We start from the raw sequence: 16,835 nt of genomic DNA on the forward strand, positions 1-16,835 counted from the left end.
CTTGACCCGCGATGGGCTGCAACGCAGGCCCGAAGGTCAGAGAAAGCTGATCGGGTAGCTGACGATCAGGCGGTTCTCGTCGAATGCATTGGTGCTGAAGTCGCGGCGCATGGTCGAGTTGCGCCATTTGAACGACAGGTTCTTCAGGCTGCCGGACTGGATCACGTACGCCAGCTCCGATTCCCGCGCCCATTCCTTGCCGTCGCTGACCACGGCGGTGTGCACGTTGTCGCCCTTGATGTAGCGGTTCATCAGGGTCAGCCCCGGCACGCCAAGCCCGGCGAAGTTGAAGTCGTGACGCAGCTGCCAGGAGCGCTCCTTGGCATTGTCGAAGCTGGCGTTGTAGCTGTCGTTGGCCAGGGTGCCGCCACTGGTGCCGTTGACCCGCATCCACAGGTCGTCGCCGCTGACTTTCTGCAGCCCCACGTAGAAGGTGTTGCTGCCATAGCGTGCCGAAAGCAGCGCCGAGGCGGTGCGGTTGTCGAGCTTGCCGGCACGCTCGGCGCCGTCTTCCTTGCCGATGAAGTAGCCCAGGTTGGCGCCCAGGGTCCAGTCGCCCAGCGGCTGGCTGTGCACCAGGTTGATGTATTGCTGGTTGTAGATGTCCTTGAGCTGGGCGTTCCACACCCCGACCAGAGTGCGCTTGTCGTTGAAGGTGTACTCGCCACCGGCAAAGTTGAAGCGGTCGGAGGTGATACCGGCGCGGCCGTTCATGGACATGTCGTCCATGCTCGCGTCGTTGCGCGGGCTGTTGCCGCGAAATTGCCCGGCATACAGGGTCAGGCCGTCGATTTCCTGGGAGGTCAGCTGGCCGCCGCGAAAGGTCTGCGGCAGCGAGCGGCCGTCGTCCGAACGCAGGATCGGCAGTACCGGCATCCATTCGCCGACCTTCAGCTCGGTCTTCGAGACCTTGGCCTTGAGCGCCACGCCCAGGCGTCCGAAGTCATCGGCCGGGCGGCCGTCATCGTGTACCGGCAACAGGTGCGTGCCGGCGGTACCCTTGCCGCCGTCGAGCTTGACCGAGTACAGGCCCAGCACGTCGACGCCGAAGCCGACGGTACCCTGGGTGAAGCCGGACTTGGCGTCGAGGATGAAACTCTGGGTCCATTCCTCGCCCTTGCCCTGGGGGTTGGCCGGGTCGACGAAATTGCGGTTGATGTAGAAGTTGCGCAGGTTGAGGCCTACCTTGGCGTCTTCGACAAAGCCCCCTTCGTCGGCCAGGGCGGGCAGGGCGCAGCTCATGGCAAGCAGGCCGGGGAACAGGTGACGTGCGGGCTGGAAAGTGTTCATCGTTAGGGCGTCTCTTGTTTTTATGTTGGGGCGATGGCGGATGGATGGTGCTGTGGCAGGCAGGAGGGAATCAATTCGTTACAGGCGGAATTGGGCGATAACCGAACACTAACTGTCTGGTTACTTTTGGTAGGGGCAGGCTTGCAGGCACAAAAAAGCCCACCGCGAAGGGTGGGCTGTTGTGTCGCCACGCTATCGAATCAACCCTTGGGCGACTCGATCGACGCTTGCTGGCGGGCATCACCGGTGCGCTCGTACCAGCCGCCACCCAGGGCCTTGTACAGGTTGACCTCGCTGACCAGCTGCGACAGCCGGTCGCTGATCAGGGCCTGTTGGGCACTGAACAGGTTGCGCTGGGCATCCAGGAACGTCAGGTTGCTGTCGATACCGATACGGTAGCGACGCTCGGCCAGGCGGTAGTAGTCCTGGTTGGCTTCGACCAGATCACGCTGGGCCTGCAACTGCTCGTTGAAGGTCTGGCGCGCCGCCAGCCCATCGGAAACTTCCTGGAAGGCAGTCTGGATGGTCTTTTCGTACTTGGCGACGTTGATGTCCTTCTGGATCTTCGAGTAGTCCAGGCTTGCACGCAGGCTGCCGGCGTTGAAGATCGGCAGGTTGATCTGCGGCTGGAACAGCCAGGTGCCCGAGCCTCCCTTGAACAGCCCGCCCATGTCGGGGCTCAGGGTCCCGGCGTTGGCGGTCAGGCTGATGCTCGGGAAGAACGCTGCGCGCGCCGCGCCGATGTTGGCGTTGGCGGCCTTGAGCAGGTGCTCGGCCTCCTGGATGTCGGGACGACGCTGCAGCACGTCCGACGGCAGGCCGGCCGGCACGTCGGCCAGCAGGTCGCTGTCGAGTTTCATGCCGTTGGGCAGGTTCGCCGGCACGCCGGTGCCGACCAGCACGGCCAGGCTGTTCAGGTCCTGCGCCACCAGGCGCTGGTACTGGGCCAGCTTGACCCGTGCGCCCTCGACCGAGGTACGCGCCTGGCTCAGGTCCAGGGCCGAGGCCACGCCGACTTCGCTGCTGCGACGGGTCAGGGCATAGCTCTGCTCGTAGGTCTTGAGCGTGTCTTCGGTGAGCGTCAGCAGCTCCTTGTCGGCCTGCCAGGTGAAGTAGGCGTTGGCCACGCTGGCCACCAGGCTGATCTGCGTGGAACGACGCGCCTGTTCACTCGACAGGTAGGTTTCCAGGGCCTGCTCGCTGAGGCTGCGCACCCGACCGAACAGGTCGAGTTCGTAGGCACTCACGCCCAGGGTGGCCGAGTACTGGCTGTTGATGCTCGACTCGCCGGTCTGCGAAACGTTGGCCGGCACCCGCTGGCGGCTGCCGCTGCCGGTGGCCGAGACCGCCGGGAACAGGTCGGCCCGCTGGATGCGGTACTGCGCCCGGTAGGCATCGATGTTCAGCGCGGCGACCCGCAGGTCGCGGTTGTTGACCAGCGAGGTCTGGATCAGTTGCTGCAGCGCCGGGTCATGGAAGAACTGGCGCCAGCCCTGTTCGGCCGCAGCCACGTCGGCCGACTGGGTCGGCGAGTAGGCCGGCCCTTGCGGCCACTGGGCCGCCACCGGCGACTCGGGGGTCTGGTAATCAGGGATCAGCGAGCAGCCACCGAGAATGAAGGCGGTGACTGCCAGGGACAACAGGGACTTACTCATTGCCCGGCCTCATAGCGTGGGGTTTCAGGTTTGGCGTCCTCTTCTTCGGGCTTCTTGCTACCGAACAGCGACGACACGCTTACGAAGAACAGTGGTACCCAGAAGATCGCCAGTACCGTTGCGGTGATCATGCCGCCGATCACACCGGTACCGATGGCGTGCTGGCTGCCGGAGCCTGCACCCGTGGCGATGGTCAGCGGCACCACGCCCAGGATGAACGCCAGCGAGGTCATGATGATCGGACGCAGACGCATGCGGCACGCCTCGATCGCCGCATCGACCAGGCTGCGGCCCTGCTCGTGCAGTTCCTTGGCGAACTCGACGATCAGGATCGCGTTCTTCGCCGCCAGGCCGATGGTGGTCAGCAGCCCCACCAGGAAGTACACGTCGTTGGACAGCCCGCGCATGCTGGCCGCCATCAGCGCACCGATGATACCCAGCGGCACCACCAGCACCACCGCGATCGGGATCGACCAGCTCTCGTACAGTGCCGCCAGGCACAGGAACACCATCAGCAGCGACAGCGCGAACAGTGCCGGCATCTGCGAGCCCGACAGCTTCTCTTCGTACGACATGCCGGTCCAGGCGAAGCCGACACCGGCTGGCAATTGCGCCGCCAGGCGCTCGACCTCGGCCATGGCCTCACCGGTACTGTAGCCAGGGGCTGGCGCACCGAGTACTTCCATTGCCTCGACACCGTTGTAACGCGACAGCTTGGGTGCACCGTAGCTCCACTCGCCGCTGGCGAAGGAAGAGAACGGCACCATCTCGCCGGCGGCGTTGCGCACGTACCACTTCTGCAGGTCTTCAGGGCTCATGCGCGAATCGGCAGTGCCTTGCAGGTAGACCTTCTTGACCCGACCACGGTCGATGAAGTCGTTCACATAGCTGGCACCCAGGGCGATCGACAGGGTGTTGTTGATATCGGCGATGGTCACGCCCAGGGCACTGGCGCGTTCGTCGTCGATGGTCAGCTGGTATTGCGGCTCATCGTTCAGGCCGTTCGGACGTACCTGGGTGAGGATCTTGCTCTGCGCGGCCATGCCCAGGAACTGGTTGCGCGCTTCCATCAGCTTGTCGTGGCCGACGCCGGCGCGGTCCTGCAGGAACACGTCGAAACCGGTGGCGTTACCCAGCTCCAGTACGGCCGGCGGGGCGAAGGCGAACACCATCGCGTCGCGGAAGCTGAAGAAGTGCTGTTGGGCACGGGTTGCCAGGTTGAACACGCTGTTTTCGGCAGAACGTTCACCCCACGGCTTGAGCATGATGAAGGCCATGCCCGAGCTCTGGCCGCGGCCGGCGAAGTTGAAGCCGTTCACGGTGAACACCGAGGCCACTGTGTCGGACTCCTTGTCCAGCAGGTAGGCGCGCATTTCGTCGACCACCGCCTGGGTGCGCTCGGCACTGGAACCGGCCGGGGTCTGCACCTGGGCGAACAGTACGCCCTGGTCTTCCTCGGGCAGGAACGCGGTAGGGATACGCATGAACAGCCACACCATGCCCACCACGATCAGGATGTAGGCCAGGAAGTACGGGGCCTTGTGACGCAGGATGTTGCCCACGCCGCGCTCGTAGCTCTGCACGCTGCGGTCGAAGTTGCGGTTGAACCAGCCGAAGAAGCCACGCTTGGCGGTATGGTGCTCGCCTTTCTTGACCGGCTTGAGCATGGTGGCGCACAGCGCCGGGGTGAAGATCAGCGCGACCAGCACCGACAGGCCCATGGCCGACACGATGGTGATCGAGAACTGCCGGTAGATCACGCCCGTGGAGCCGCCGAAGAACGCCATCGGCAGCAGTACCGCCGACAGTACCAGGGCGATACCGACCAGGGCACCCTGGATCTGGCCCATGGACTTCTTGGTCGCCTCCTTGGGTGACAACCCCTCTTCGGACATCACCCGCTCGACGTTTTCCACCACCACGATGGCGTCGTCCACCAGCAGGCCGATGGCCAGGACCATGGCGAACATGGTCAGGGTGTTGATGCTGAAGCCTGCCGCGGCAAGGATGCCGAAGGTGCCGAGCAATACCACCGGTACGGTCATGGTGGTGATCACGGTGGCGCGGAAGTTCTGTAGGAACAGGTACATCACCAGGAACACCAGCACGATCGCCTCGATCAGGGTGTGGATCACCCCACTGATCGATTCGGTGACCACAGGCGTGGTGTCATACGGGAACACCGCCTTCATGCCAGGCGGGAAGAACGGCTCCAGCTCGGCGATGGTGTTGCGCAGTGCCTTGGCGGTGTCCAGGGCGTTGGCCCCGGTTGCCAGCTTGATCGCAAGGCCGGAGGCCGGCTTGCCATTGAACTGTGCGCTGACGCTGTAGTTCTCGCCCCCCAGGCTGACGTCGGCGACATCGCCCAGGCGGACCTGGGAGCCGTCGCGGTTGACCTTGAGCAGGATCTTCTCGAACTGCTCGGCGGTCTGCAGGCGGGTCTTGCCGATGATGGTGGCGTTGAGCTGCGTGCCGGGCAGGGCAGGCAGGCCGCCCAGCTGACCGGAGGACACCTGCACGTTCTGCGCGGCCACGGCGGTCTTGACGTCCACCGGGGTCAGCTGGAACTTGTTCAGCTTGGCCGGATCGAGCCAGATACGCATGGCGTACTGGGCACCGAACACCTGGAAGTCACCCACACCGGCGGTACGCGAGATCGGGTCCTGCATGTTGGAGACGATGTAGTTCGACAGGTCGTCCTTGGTCATGCTGCCGTCTTCGGACACCAGGCCGATCACCAGCAGGAAGTTCTTCACTGCCTTGGTCACGCGGATACCCTGCTGCTGCACTTCTTGCGGCAACAGCGGGGTGGCCAGGTTCAGCTTGTTCTGCACCTGGACCTGCGCGGTGTCAGGGTTGGTACCCTGCTCGAAGGTGGCGGTAATGGTCATGCTGCCGTCCGAGTTGCTCTCGGACTGCACATAACGCAGGTTGTCGATACCGTTGAGCTGCTGCTCGATCACCTGGACCACGGTGTCCTGCACGGTCTGCGCCGAGGCGCCCGGGTAGGTCACGGCGATGGCGATGGCCGGCGGCGCGATGCTCGGGTACTGGTTGATCGGCAACTTGACGATCGACAAGGCCCCGACCAGCATGATCACCAGGGCGATTACCCAGGCAAAGATGGGGCGATCGATAAAGAATCTCGACATGGTTTATTCCCCTTTGGCCCCTGCTGACGCTGCATTGGCCTGGGACGGTTGGGCAGGCTTGACGTTGGTGGCTTCGCTGACCTTGACCTCGACGCCCGGCTTGACGAACTGCAGGCCTTCGGTGATCAGGCGGTCGCCCGGCTTCAGGCCTTCCTCGATCAGCCAGTCGCTGCCAACGGTACGGCTGGCCTTGAGCTGGCGCAGTTCGACCTTGTTGTCCTTGTCCACGATCAACGCGGTGGGCTGGCCCTTGAGGTCACGGGTCACGCCTTGTTGCGGGGCGAGGATCGCGTTGGCGTTCACGCCGGCGGCCAGGCGTGCATGCACGAACATCCCTGGCAGCAGGTTGTGCTCGGGGTTGGGGAACACGGCGCGCAGGGTTACCGAGCCGGTGGTCTGGTCGACCGAGACTTCGGAGAACTCCAGGCGGCCTTCGTGGGTGTAGGTGGTGCCGTCTTCCAGGTTCAGCGAGACCTTGGCGGCGTTGGCCCCGGCCTTCTGCAGTTGCCCGCTTTCGAGCTCGCGGCGCAGCTTGAGCAGCTCGGCCGAAGACTGGGTGACGTCGACGTAGATCGGGTCCAGCTGCTGGATCACCGCCATGGCATCGGCCTGGCCGTTGTTGACCAGTGCACCTTCGGTGAACATCGAGCGTCCGATACGGCCGCTCAGTGGCGCCAGCACCTTGGTGTAGCGCAGGTCGATCTGTGCGCTGCGCAGCGAGGCTTCAGCCTGCAAACGTTTGGCTTGTGCGTCGTCGTATTCCTGACGGCTCACCGCCTGCTCGGCCACCAGTTGCTTGTAGCGGTCCGACAGCGAGCGGGTCGATTGCAGGTTGGCCTGGGCGCTGGCCAGGGTCGCCTCGTACACCGACGGGTCGATCTGGTACAGCTGCTGGCCTTCCTTGACCTCGCTGCCTTCCTTGAACAGACGCTTGAGAATGATGCCGTTGACCTGTGGACGCACTTCGGCCACGCGGTAGGCGATGGTGCGCCCCGGCAGGTCGGAAGTCAGGGTATAGGCCTGGGATTGGAGGGTCACGACGCCGACCTGAGGAGCTTGCGCCGCAGGCGCCGCTTCTTCCTTTTTACAGCCGCTGAGCAGTGTTGCCAGGGCGACGGCGGAAACCAGAGCGGAAACAGCTGGCTTGAATTGCATGAAGATCCTCGGGTCGAAAGAGCTGAAGACGCTCAAGAGTAATGGAAACGGGATGAAGGGAAAATTAATTCCGGGTGGATAAGTAGGATGCTAAGGAATATACTTACATTCATGCTTGTTTGTAAATACCCGTGGCGCACCTTGTCGAGGTGACCACAGGCTTGATTAAGACACCCGGTAGAGGGCCCGACAGTGGCCATACCGGCTCAGAACCCGGACGCCCGCAGCGCGCGTCCGGCTCCTTGATGAGGTTGTACTGCCATGGTCCGTCGCACCAAAGAGGAAGCTCAGGAAACCCGCCAACAGATACTCGAGGCCGCCGAAAAAGCTTTCCATGCCCGTGGGGTGGCGCGTACCACCCTGGCGGATATCGCCAAGCTGGCCGGGGTGACCCGGGGTGCCATCTACTGGCACTTTCAGGACAAGGGCGAACTGGTGCAGGCCCTGCTCGACAGCCTGCGTGAGCCGATCGAGGCGCTGGCCCAGGCCGGCGAGAGCGAAGACGAGCCGGACCCGCTGGGCTGCATGCGCAAGTTGCTGATTCAACTGATGCAGCAGATGCTGCACGAGCCGCGTACCCGGCGCATCAATGAGATCCTGCATCATAAGTGTGAATTCACCGATGACATGTGTGAGATCCGTCAGCAGCGCCAGGCCACGACCCGCGACTGCTACGAGCGTATAGCGCTGACGTTGACCAATGCAGTCAGGCGTGGGCAATTGCCTGCGGACATGGACCCGCAGCGTGCCGCTATTGCAATATTCGCTTACATCGACGGCATCATTGGCAGCTGGCTGCTGCTGCCGGACAGTTTCGATATTGCCGGGGATGCCGAGCGGTGGGTGGATACCGGGCTGGATATGCTGCGCTTGAGCCCGTCGCTGCGCAATTGAGCATTTGTGAGCATTTGTGAAGGTTGGCATAGGACGTTTCCCTGTCGTGCCCCGTGCCCGGTCAACAAAAAACACCGGCGCTGCTTGGAACGGTAGTCGGTGACCGGGTAGTCTGCCCCCAAGGACCATCAACTTTGCATAGAGCCCTGGCATGAGTGCGCACAACCCGACCCTCAAAGGTGCCGAGCAGCCGCTCAAGGCAATCGCCCTGATGTGCATGGCGGTGCTGTTGTTCGCCAGCCACGATGCCCTGTCCAAATACCTTTCCGGCTTCTATGCCATCGTCATGGTGGTGTGGGCACGCTATGTGGTGCACACCCTGCTGATGCTGGTGGTGTTCGTGCCGCGCAGCGGCTTCTCGGCGGTGGTGCGTACACGCCGCCCCGGCCTGCAACTGGCCAGGGCGCTGTGCCTGATCGGCACCAGCCTGTTCTTCACCACCGGCCTGCGTTACATCCCCCTGGCCGAAGCCACCGCCGTGAACTTCCTCGCGCCCCTGCTGGTAACCGCATTGTCGGTACCGCTGCTGGGTGAACGGGTCAGCCGCGCCCAGTGGCTGGCGGTGCTGGCCGGGTTTGTCGGCGTGCTGATCGTGGTGCGCCCGGGCGGGGCGCTGTTCACCCCCGCAATCCTGCTGCCGTTGTGTTCGGCCTTCTGCTTTGGCTGCTACCAGTTGCTCACGCGCAAGCTCAGCGGCATCGACAGCCCGACCACCAGCAACTTTCTCACCGGCATCTTCAACAGCCTGATCATGACCGCGCTGGTGCCATTCTTCTGGAGCATGCCGACCCTGGGGCATGGCCTGTTCATGATCGGCCTGGGCACCTGCGGGATGCTCGGGCACATGCTGCTGACCCAGGCTTTCCGGCATGCCGCGCCGGCCATGCTGGCGCCCTTCAGCTACGGGCAGATCCTGTTCGCCGGCCTGTACGGCTACCTCATTTTCAATCACACCCCGGACGCCTACGGCGTGGTCGGCATTGCGGTCATTTGCCTGAGCGGCCTGGCGGTGGCCTGGGCGCAGCGGCGCAACTGACTACTGCCGGCCGCGCAGCTCGCGGTTGGGCAATGCCAGCGCCGCCGACAATCCCAGCAGGGAGACGGCGGCGCTACCCAGCAACAGGTTGCGAAAGGTCTGCAGCAACTGCGCCTGCACCGCCGCACTGGCCTGGCCGTCCTTGAGGCTGCCGATCAACGCCTCGCCGGCCAGGCTGAAGCCGCTGTCGTGCAGCAGGCTGAGCAGCAGTGCCGACATGCAGGCCACGCCCATCGCCCCGCCCAGCGAGCGGAACAGGTTGGTGGTGCTGGTCGCCACGCCGATGTCCCGCGGCTCCACTGCGCTCTGGGTTGCCACCAGCGAGGTGGGGAACTGCAGGCCCGAGGCGATGCCGGTCAGCAGCATGAACGCGCCACTGAGAAGCACGCCGTCGATCGGGCTCAGGGCCATGCCGATGATCGCCACCGGCATCAACAGTGCACCGCCCAGAATCTGCGGCTTGTAGCGCCCGGTCAGGCTGGTCAGGCGGCCGCCGCAATAGGCGCCGATCGGCAGGCCCATGGCCAGGGGCAGCAGGTGCAGGGCGGCGCTGTCGGCGCCCGCCCCGGTGATGCTCTGAAAGCGCAGCGGCATCAGCATGGTCAGCGAGATGGCCTGGAAACTGGTGAAGAAGATCGTGCACCAGCACAGCACTGCCACCCGGTTGCCGAACAGCTGCAACGGCAGCAGTGGCTCGACGGCGCGGCGTTCGTGCAGCACGAATACGCCCAGCCCGAACAGGGCTGCCAGCAGCAGGCCGGCAACCGGGCCGGACCCGATGGGCTGGCCCTGGCCGATCAGGGTGATACCCAGCAGCAGGGCCGTCAGGCCCAAGATCAACAGCACCGCGCCGGGGTAGTCCACCTGCGCCTTGCGTTGCGGCGTGGCCAGCCCGCGCAGGGTACGCTCGGTGACCCACCAGGCGGTCAGCCCCAGCGGCAGGTTCAGCCAGAACACCCAGCGCCACGACAGGTACTCGGTCAGCAGCCCGCCCAGCACCGGGCCGGCGACGCTGGCCAGGGCATACATGCTGCTGAAATAACCCTGGTAGCGACCGCGCTCGCGGGGCGGCACGAAGTCGCCGATGATCGCCTGGCTGACCGACACCATGCCGCCCGCGCCGATGCCCTGCAGTACCCGCGCCAGCACCAGTTGCTCCATGTTCTGTGCCAGCGCGCAGAACAGCGAGGCCAGGGTGAAAAGCCCGGTACCGGTCAGGATCATGCGCCGCCGGCCGTACAGATCGCCGAGCTTGCCGTAGATCGGCACCGCCACGGTCATGGCCACCATGTAGCCGGAAATCACCCAGGCCAGCAGGGTCACGTCGTTGAATTGCGCGGAGATCGCCGGCATCGAGACCGCGACGATGGTCTGGTCCAGCGCGCCGAGGAAGATCGCCAGCATCAGCGCGACGAGCACGCTGCGCAGGGCGGGTTGCGGAGTGTTCAATTGCGTCACGGGGCAGCTCTGGGCAAGTGGACCGGGGTGCTGCCCAGTGTACTCGATAGCCTGCTAAGCGTCTTCGATGGGCTCGTAGGGCAGGCCCACGTAGTTTTCTGCCAGTGTCCTGCGCCCGGCCTCGGAGCCCACGAAGTAGTCCAGCTCGGTGTGCTGGATACGTTGGCTGAAGGCGTCGCTGTCGGGGAAGCGGTGCAGCATCGAGGTCATCCACCACGAGAAGCGTTCGGCCTTCCAGATGCGCCGCAGGCAGATCGCCGAGTAGCGGTCCAGCAGGTCGGTGCGGCCTTCGGCGTAGACCTTGCGCAGGATGTTGTACAGCGTGCTGACGTCGCTGGCGGCCAGGTTCAGGCCCTTGGCGCCGGTGGGCGGCACGATGTGCGCGGCGTCGCCGACCAGGAACAGGCGCCCGTACTGCATCGGCTCCACCACGAAGCTGCGCAGCGGGGCGATGCTTTTCTCGATCGACGGGCCGGTGACCAGGCGCTCGGCCAACTCGTCGGGCAGGCGCGACTTGAGTTCTTCCCAGAAGCGCTCATCCGACCAGTCCTCGACCTTCTCTTCGGCCGGCACCTGCACGTAATAGCGGGTGCGGGTGGGCGAGCGCATGCTGCACAGGGCGAAGCCGCGTTCGTGGCGCGCGTATACCAGCTCGTCGCTGACCGGCGGGGTGTCGGCCAGGATGCCCAGCCAGCCGAACGGGTAGACCCGCTCGAACACCTGCAGCGCCTCGCTCGGAATCGACTGGCGTGCCACCCCGTGATAACCGTCGCAGCCGGCAATGTAGTCGCAGTCCAGGCGATGCTGCTGGCCGTCCTTTTCGTAGGTGACGTAGGGCTGCCCAGTCTTCATGTCGTGCGGGCGCACGTTCTCGGCGTGGTAGACCGTGGTCGCACCGCTGTCGGCGCGGGCGGCCATCAGGTCGCGGGTGACTTCGGTCTGGCCGTAGATCATCACGCCCTGGCCGCCGGTCAGGCCCTTGAGGTCGATGTGCTCGCGGCGCCCGTCGAAGGCCAGCTCGAAGCCTGCATGGGGCAGCCCTTCGGCGTCCATGCGCTGACCGACCCCGGCTTCGCGCAGCAGCTCGACCATGCCCTGTTCGAGCACGCCGGCGCGGATACGCCCCAGTACATAGTCGGGGCCCTGGCGTTCGAGGATGACGTTGGAGATGCCGGCGTTGTGCAGCAACTGGCCGAGCAGCAGGCCGGACGGGCCCGCACCGATGATCGCGACTTGGGTTTTCATGGTTGTTGGACTTTTTATGATTGGAGTACCTGCATTTTTCGCTTGCCGGCTGGCCTTCTGAAGGGACAAACCGAGCACAAAGCGGTACTTTTCGCTAATGGGTGCGTTTATCGGACAGTGGTCGGGAAGCGAGGGTGTGATGAACAGGGTGTCGATTCCGGTATTCAAGCTGTACGGCGAGACGCTGGGCTGGCCGACGCCCGACCTGCTGCACAGCGAGTCGATCCCGGCGCGCAGCCGCCTGCACCAGTGGGAGATCGAGCCGCACCGGCATGCCGACCTGTGGCAGTTGCTGTTCCTGTACAGGGGCCAGGCCGAGATCGAGCTGGAGGGGCAGGTGTGTCGCCTGGAGCAGGCGGCGATCCAGGTGGTGCCGGCGCTGTGCGTGCACGGCTTTCGCTTTTCCGAAGACGTCGACGGTTATGTGGTGACCCTGGCGGCGCCGCTGGTGGAGGTGCTGCAGCGGCAACTGACGGGCGTGCCAGCCGCCCTGCAGCGCGGCGCCAGTTACCTGGCCGGGGCCGACGCCGATTACCTCAACAGCCTGTTCAGCACCCTGCAGGCCGAGTACCAGCAGGACCTGCCCGGGCGCGAGTTGCAGCTGCATTCGCTGATCAACCTGATGGTGGTGTGGATCAGCCGCCAACAGTTGCGCCGCAGTGCCGGTGCCCAAGTGCCGGAACGTGGGCGCGAGTATCTGCAGCGTTTCAACGGGCTGGTGGAGCAGCAGTTTCGCCAGCAGCCGAGCGTGGAGCAGCTGGCGCATCAGGTGGGGGTGTCGGTGGCAACGCTCAATACCTTGTGCCGGGCATTGGCCGGGCAGTCGGCGCTGCAGATCGTGCACCAGCGCATCGTGCTGGAAGCCAAGCGCGACCTGATCTACACCAGCCTCACGATCAACCAGTTGGCTGACAGCCTGGGTTTTGCCGACCCGGCATACTTCTCGCGCTTCTTCCGGCGCATGACCGGCCTCTCGCCCCGCGACTTTCGTCGTCGTGAACCTTCGCTGGCTACCTGACCACGCTCAGCGTGCCGGCATGGGGCAGGCAGTGGGCGGAGCTGCAGCTGGACGCCGCATAGGGTTGCTGGCGCAGCAGTTCGACCCGATACGCCGCTGCCCCGTACACCCCGAGCACGGCAGTGATGGCCAACAGGGCAGCGCACTTTCTGGATTTCAGGGTCATGGCACCAACCTCCTGTATCCCGCACACAGATGCTTCTACAAGCATAGGCCAGCATTGCGCCAGGTGCCTGCCGGTCAGTCCAGGCCGTGGTCCCAGTGGGGCGGGTCGGTGAAGCGTGCCGCCAGAAAGTCGAGCATGCTGCGCAGGGTTGCGGGCATGTGCTTGCGTGAGGTGTACACCGCGTTCAGGCCCAGTTCGCGGGGCCTGGCCTCGGGCAGCAGGCGTACCAGCGTGCCGCTGCGCAGGGCTTGCCACACCAGGTAGGTGGGCAGCATGGCGATACCGGTGCCGGCCAGGGTGGCGCGCTCCAGGGTCAGGGCCTCGTTGGCGCTGATATTGCCTTGCACCGGCACCGACACCTGTTCGCCGTCGACCTCGAAATGCCAGAGGCTGTGGCCGAAGTACGAATGGGTCAGGCAGTTGTGCTGGCTCAGGTCCTGCACCTGGCGCGGTACGGGGTGCTCGCGCAGGTAGGCTGGCGAGGCGCACACCACCGAGCGGCACACACTCAGGCGGCGGGCGATGAGGTTGGGGTCCAGGTCGTTGCTGACGCGGATGGCCAGGTCGATGCGTTCGTCCACCAGGTTGACCGTGCGGTCGAGCATCTGCAGGTCGACCTTCACCAGCGGGTAGCGCTTGACGTAGTCCGCCACCGCTTCCACCAGTTGCGCATGCCCGAACGAGGTACTGACGCTGATGCGCAGTTCACCCCGCGGGGCGTCATCCGGGGCGCCCACTGCCGCGTGCAGGTCGCCCACCAGTTCCAGCATCTGCCGGCAGCGCGGCAGGGTTTCCAGGCCGGCGGCAGTCAGGCTCAGCTTGCGCGTGGTGCGCTGCATCAGGCGCGCGCCCACCCAGTCTTCAAGTTCGGCCAGGTAACGCGAAACCACCGGGCGCGACAGGTCCAGGTGGTCGGCGGCGGCCGACTGGCTGCCCAGGTCGACTACGCTGACGAACACTTTCATTGCGGTGAGACGGTCCATGATCTGCCCGATTTCAGAAACAAACTATGTTGGAGCATCGCATTTTTTGTGATGGTTCGTGCAACTAAGCTGTGCTCATCGATGACTTGAACAGGTATTGCTTGATGGCTGCTTTCTTTTCCCTGCGTCGCCTGCTGCTGGCGTGTGCCGCTTTCGGTGCGATCACCCAGGCCGTTGCCGGCGACGCACCGCTGAAACTGGACGTGTACAACCCCGGCAGCGAGGCGCTGTTTCCGGTCAGCTCGGTGATCGTCAGTGGCCAGCACGAGGCGATTCTGGTGGATGCACAGTTCGGCAAGGGCCAGGCCGAGCAGGTGCTGAAGATGCTTCGCGATAGCGGCAAGCAACTCACCACCATCTACATCAGCCATGGCGACCCGGACTATTACTTCGGCCTCGACACCCTGACCCGTGCCTACCCCAAGGCCAAGGTGCTGGCGTCGCAGGCGACGGTCGCGCACATCAAGCAGACCATGGCTGCCAAGCTTGCCTACTGGGGCCCGCAGATGGGGGCCGACAAGCCCGCCCGGCTCGTCGTGCCTGACGTGCTGCCCGGCAACGTGCTCACCCTTGAAGGGCAGCGTCTTGAAGTGATCGGCCTGGACGGCCCGCAGCCCGACCGCAGCTTTGTATGGGTCCCGTCGATCAAGGCGGTGGTCGGCGGGGTAGTGGTGGCCGAGAACCTGCACGTGTGGATGGCCGACACCCAGTCGGCGCAGTCGCACAAGGACTGGCTCGCGACCCTGGCGCGCATCGAGCAACTGGCGCCGCAGACGGTGGTACCGGGGCATTACCTGGGGCAGAGCAAGGGGTCGCTCGAGGCGGTGCGCTTCACCGCCGATTACATCCGCGCCTTCGATGCCGAAACCGCCAGGGCGGCCAACTCGGCCGAGCTGATCGCTGCAATGAAAAAACGTTACCCCGGCCTGGGCGAGGAGAGCTCGCTGGAGCTCGGCGCCAAGGTCGCCAAGGGCGAAATGAAGTGGTAAGTGTCGTTCAATCCTGATCGGAGGTTTTCATGAGCAAGATCGCAATCATCGGTGCTACCGGACGTGCCGGCAGCCAGTTGCTGGAAGAGGCCCTGCGCCGTGGCCACAGCGTCACCGCCATAGCCCGTGACCCGTCGCGCCTGCAGGGGCGCGAAGGGGTGAGCACGGTAGCCCTGGACGTGACCCGGGGCGAGGGGCTGGAGCAGGCCGTTGCCGGGCATGACGTGGTGCTCAGCGCCGCGCACTTTGCCACGGTGCCGGCGCAGGCGATCATCGGGCCGGTCAAGAAGGCCGGGGTCAAGCGCCTGCTGGTGGTGGGCGGGGCGGGCAGCCTGCTGCTGCCGTCAGGGGAGCGCGTGATCGACGCGCCGGACTTCCCCGAGGCCTACAAGGCCGAGGCGAGCGCAGGTGGCGATTTTCTGCAGGCCTTGCGCCAGGAGCAGCAACTGGACTGGACCTTCCTGTCGCCGTCGGCGGAGTTCGTCGAAGGCGAGCGCACCGGTAGCTACAGGGTGGGCAAGGATCACCTGCTGGTCGACGCGAAGGGCAGGAGCTGGATCACCTTTGCCGACTATGCGATTGCGTTGCTCGATGAGGTAGAGAAGCCAGCGCATTCGCGTCAGCGCTTTACTGTGGGGTACTAGGGGCTGTATGAAAAGTCTTGAGACGAAGGTCAGGCAAGGCGAAAACAGCCGAGGAAGCGGAGTTTACGGGTTGTAAATGAGCATTCCGAGGCTGTTTTCAACGCAGCATCACCGAGTATCAAGGCTTTTCGTACAGAGCCTAGAAAGCATTCGCCGGCAAGGCCGGCTCCTACAGGTATAGGAGCCGGCCTTGCCGGCGAATGCATCAACAACGCGGTGCCCCTGCCTGTCCGCCCAACCACTCCAGCAAGGCCATCAACCCCGGCGCCGCCACCTGCGCGGGCCGCACCAGGTAATAGCCCTTGCCGGTCTTGACCCGCAGGTCGAACGGCATCACCAGCCGTCCGCTGGCCAGGTCATCGCCGATCAACGCCCAATCCCCTATCGCCACGCCGGTGCCCTGGGACGCCATCGACATGGCCATGTCCAACGTTTCGAAATGCTGGCGCCGGCCTTGCCTGGGCAGTTGCACGCCGGCTGCGCCAAGCCAGGTCGCCCAGTCCTTCTCGTCCCGCGCCGGGTGCAGCAGCATGTGCTGCTGCAGATCATCCAGCGTGCGCAACGGCAACTGCGGCGCGCACACCGGTGTCAGTTGTTCATCGAACAGCTTCAGCACCTGCAGGGCCGGATCAGGCTCGGCGCCATACACCACCGCCGCATCGAACGCTTCCCGGCGAAAATCCACCCCGTGCTGCACCGTGGTGGTCAGCTCCACCGGTACTTCGGGGTGCAGCGCCTGCCATTCCATCAGGCGCGGCAGCAACCAGCGCATCACGCAGGTCGGCGCCTTCAGTTGCAGGGTGGTGCGCTGCGCGCCCACCTGCTGCACGCCTTCCTCGATCAGCCCGAATACCTGCTGCACCCGCGGCAGCCAGTCCTGGCCCTCGCGGGTCAGGCTCAGGCCGCGTGCCTGGCGCACGAACAGCGCGTAGCCCAGGTGTGCTTCCAGGCCGGCGATCTGGCGGCTCACCGCGCCCTGGGTCAGGTGCAGTTGCTGCGCCGCACGGGTGAAGTTGCAGCATTGCGCAGTGATCAGGAAGGTGTGCAGGGCAGGCAAGGGAGGCAGGCGTTTCATCGGGGTAAGCCATGAACTGTAGACATGGCTAGTATGAGGATTTTTGCATTGTGCCGGTAGCGCCTGGCGGGTCCA

At 64.7% G+C, this 16,835-nt stretch carries 14 protein-coding genes; 5 read left to right on the top strand and 9 right to left on the bottom strand.

The window, feature by feature from the left end:
• Window positions 1-36 precede the first annotated feature (36 nt).
• The 4 genes from B4I46_RS18810 to B4I46_RS18825 form a co-directional block, all read right to left on the bottom strand.
• Window positions 37-1,290 (bottom strand): OprD family porin, encoded by a 1,254-nt coding sequence (locus B4I46_RS18810; RefSeq protein ID WP_100633546.1) that lies wholly within the window; start codon window positions 1,288-1,290, stop codon window positions 37-39.
• 200 nt (window positions 1,291-1,490) lie between these two features.
• Window positions 1,491-2,945 (bottom strand): AdeC/AdeK/OprM family multidrug efflux complex outer membrane factor, encoded by a 1,455-nt coding sequence (locus tag B4I46_RS18815; RefSeq protein WP_043860765.1) that lies wholly within the window; start codon window positions 2,943-2,945, stop codon window positions 1,491-1,493.
• On the bottom strand, window positions 2,942-6,097 hold the full coding sequence (gene ttgB, locus B4I46_RS18820; protein WP_043860766.1) for a multidrug efflux RND transporter permease subunit TtgB: 3,156 nt from the start codon (window positions 6,095-6,097) through the stop codon (window positions 2,942-2,944). The genes B4I46_RS18815 and ttgB overlap by 4 nt, the downstream gene beginning before the upstream one ends.
• Before the next feature lie 3 nt (window positions 6,098-6,100).
• Window positions 6,101-7,252, bottom strand: coding sequence for an efflux RND transporter periplasmic adaptor subunit (locus tag B4I46_RS18825; protein WP_054914799.1), 1,152 nt, complete (start codon window positions 7,250-7,252; stop codon window positions 6,101-6,103).
• A 261-nt stretch (window positions 7,253-7,513) separates the two neighbouring features.
• Between B4I46_RS18825 and B4I46_RS18830 the strand changes: the two genes are divergently transcribed.
• A complete protein-coding gene (locus B4I46_RS18830) occupies window positions 7,514-8,146 on the top strand; it encodes a TetR family transcriptional regulator (protein ID WP_043860768.1) in 633 nt (210 codons plus the stop codon).
• A gap of 151 nt (window positions 8,147-8,297) precedes the next feature.
• Window positions 8,298-9,182, top strand: coding sequence for a DMT family transporter (locus B4I46_RS18835; RefSeq protein ID WP_043860769.1), 885 nt, complete (start codon window positions 8,298-8,300; stop codon window positions 9,180-9,182).
• Here the strand turns inward: B4I46_RS18835 and B4I46_RS18840 are convergent, their stop codons facing one another.
• A complete protein-coding gene (locus B4I46_RS18840) occupies window positions 9,183-10,586 on the bottom strand; it encodes an MDR family MFS transporter (protein WP_054914927.1) in 1,404 nt (467 codons plus the stop codon).
• Window positions 10,587-10,694: 108 nt separating this feature from the next.
• Complete coding sequence (pobA, locus tag B4I46_RS18845) at window positions 10,695-11,885, bottom strand: 4-hydroxybenzoate 3-monooxygenase (protein ID WP_196932605.1); 1,191 nt, start codon at window positions 11,883-11,885, stop codon at window positions 10,695-10,697.
• A gap of 139 nt (window positions 11,886-12,024) precedes the next feature.
• Between pobA and B4I46_RS18850 the strand changes: the two genes are divergently transcribed.
• Window positions 12,025-12,903, top strand: a complete 879-nt coding sequence (locus B4I46_RS18850; RefSeq protein WP_100633550.1) for a helix-turn-helix domain-containing protein — start codon at window positions 12,025-12,027, stop codon at window positions 12,901-12,903.
• Here B4I46_RS18850 and B4I46_RS18855 read toward each other — a convergent pair.
• Both B4I46_RS18855 and B4I46_RS18860 read right to left on the bottom strand, forming a co-directional pair.
• Entirely contained in the window at window positions 12,896-13,069 is a 174-nt protein-coding gene (locus tag B4I46_RS18855) for a hypothetical protein (RefSeq protein ID WP_167400210.1), read from the bottom strand. The genes B4I46_RS18850 and B4I46_RS18855 overlap by 8 nt on opposite strands.
• Before the next feature lie 74 nt (window positions 13,070-13,143).
• The gene (locus B4I46_RS18860; RefSeq protein ID WP_104571995.1) at window positions 13,144-14,052 is read right to left on the bottom strand and encodes a LysR family transcriptional regulator; all 909 of its coding nucleotides are present in this window, start codon (window positions 14,050-14,052) and stop codon (window positions 13,144-13,146) included.
• 104 nt (window positions 14,053-14,156) lie between these two features.
• On the opposite strand from B4I46_RS18860, the gene B4I46_RS18865 reads away from it, so the two are divergent.
• Both B4I46_RS18865 and B4I46_RS18870 read left to right on the top strand, forming a co-directional pair.
• A complete protein-coding gene (locus B4I46_RS18865) occupies window positions 14,157-15,041 on the top strand; it encodes an MBL fold metallo-hydrolase (protein WP_286901309.1) in 885 nt (294 codons plus the stop codon).
• Window positions 15,042-15,070: 29 nt separating this feature from the next.
• Entirely contained in the window at window positions 15,071-15,685 is a 615-nt protein-coding gene (locus tag B4I46_RS18870) for an NAD(P)-dependent oxidoreductase (protein ID WP_043860774.1), read from the top strand.
• 205 nt (window positions 15,686-15,890) lie between these two features.
• Here the strand turns inward: B4I46_RS18870 and B4I46_RS18875 are convergent, their stop codons facing one another.
• Window positions 15,891-16,760 (bottom strand): LysR substrate-binding domain-containing protein, encoded by an 870-nt coding sequence (locus tag B4I46_RS18875; RefSeq protein WP_286901311.1) that lies wholly within the window; start codon window positions 16,758-16,760, stop codon window positions 15,891-15,893.
• Between the last annotated feature and the right edge of the window lie 75 nt (window positions 16,761-16,835).

It is taken from the genome of Pseudomonas sp. UBA7500, assembly GCF_002478435.1.
Lineage (GTDB): Bacteria > Pseudomonadota > Gammaproteobacteria > Pseudomonadales > Pseudomonadaceae > Aquipseudomonas > Aquipseudomonas palmensis.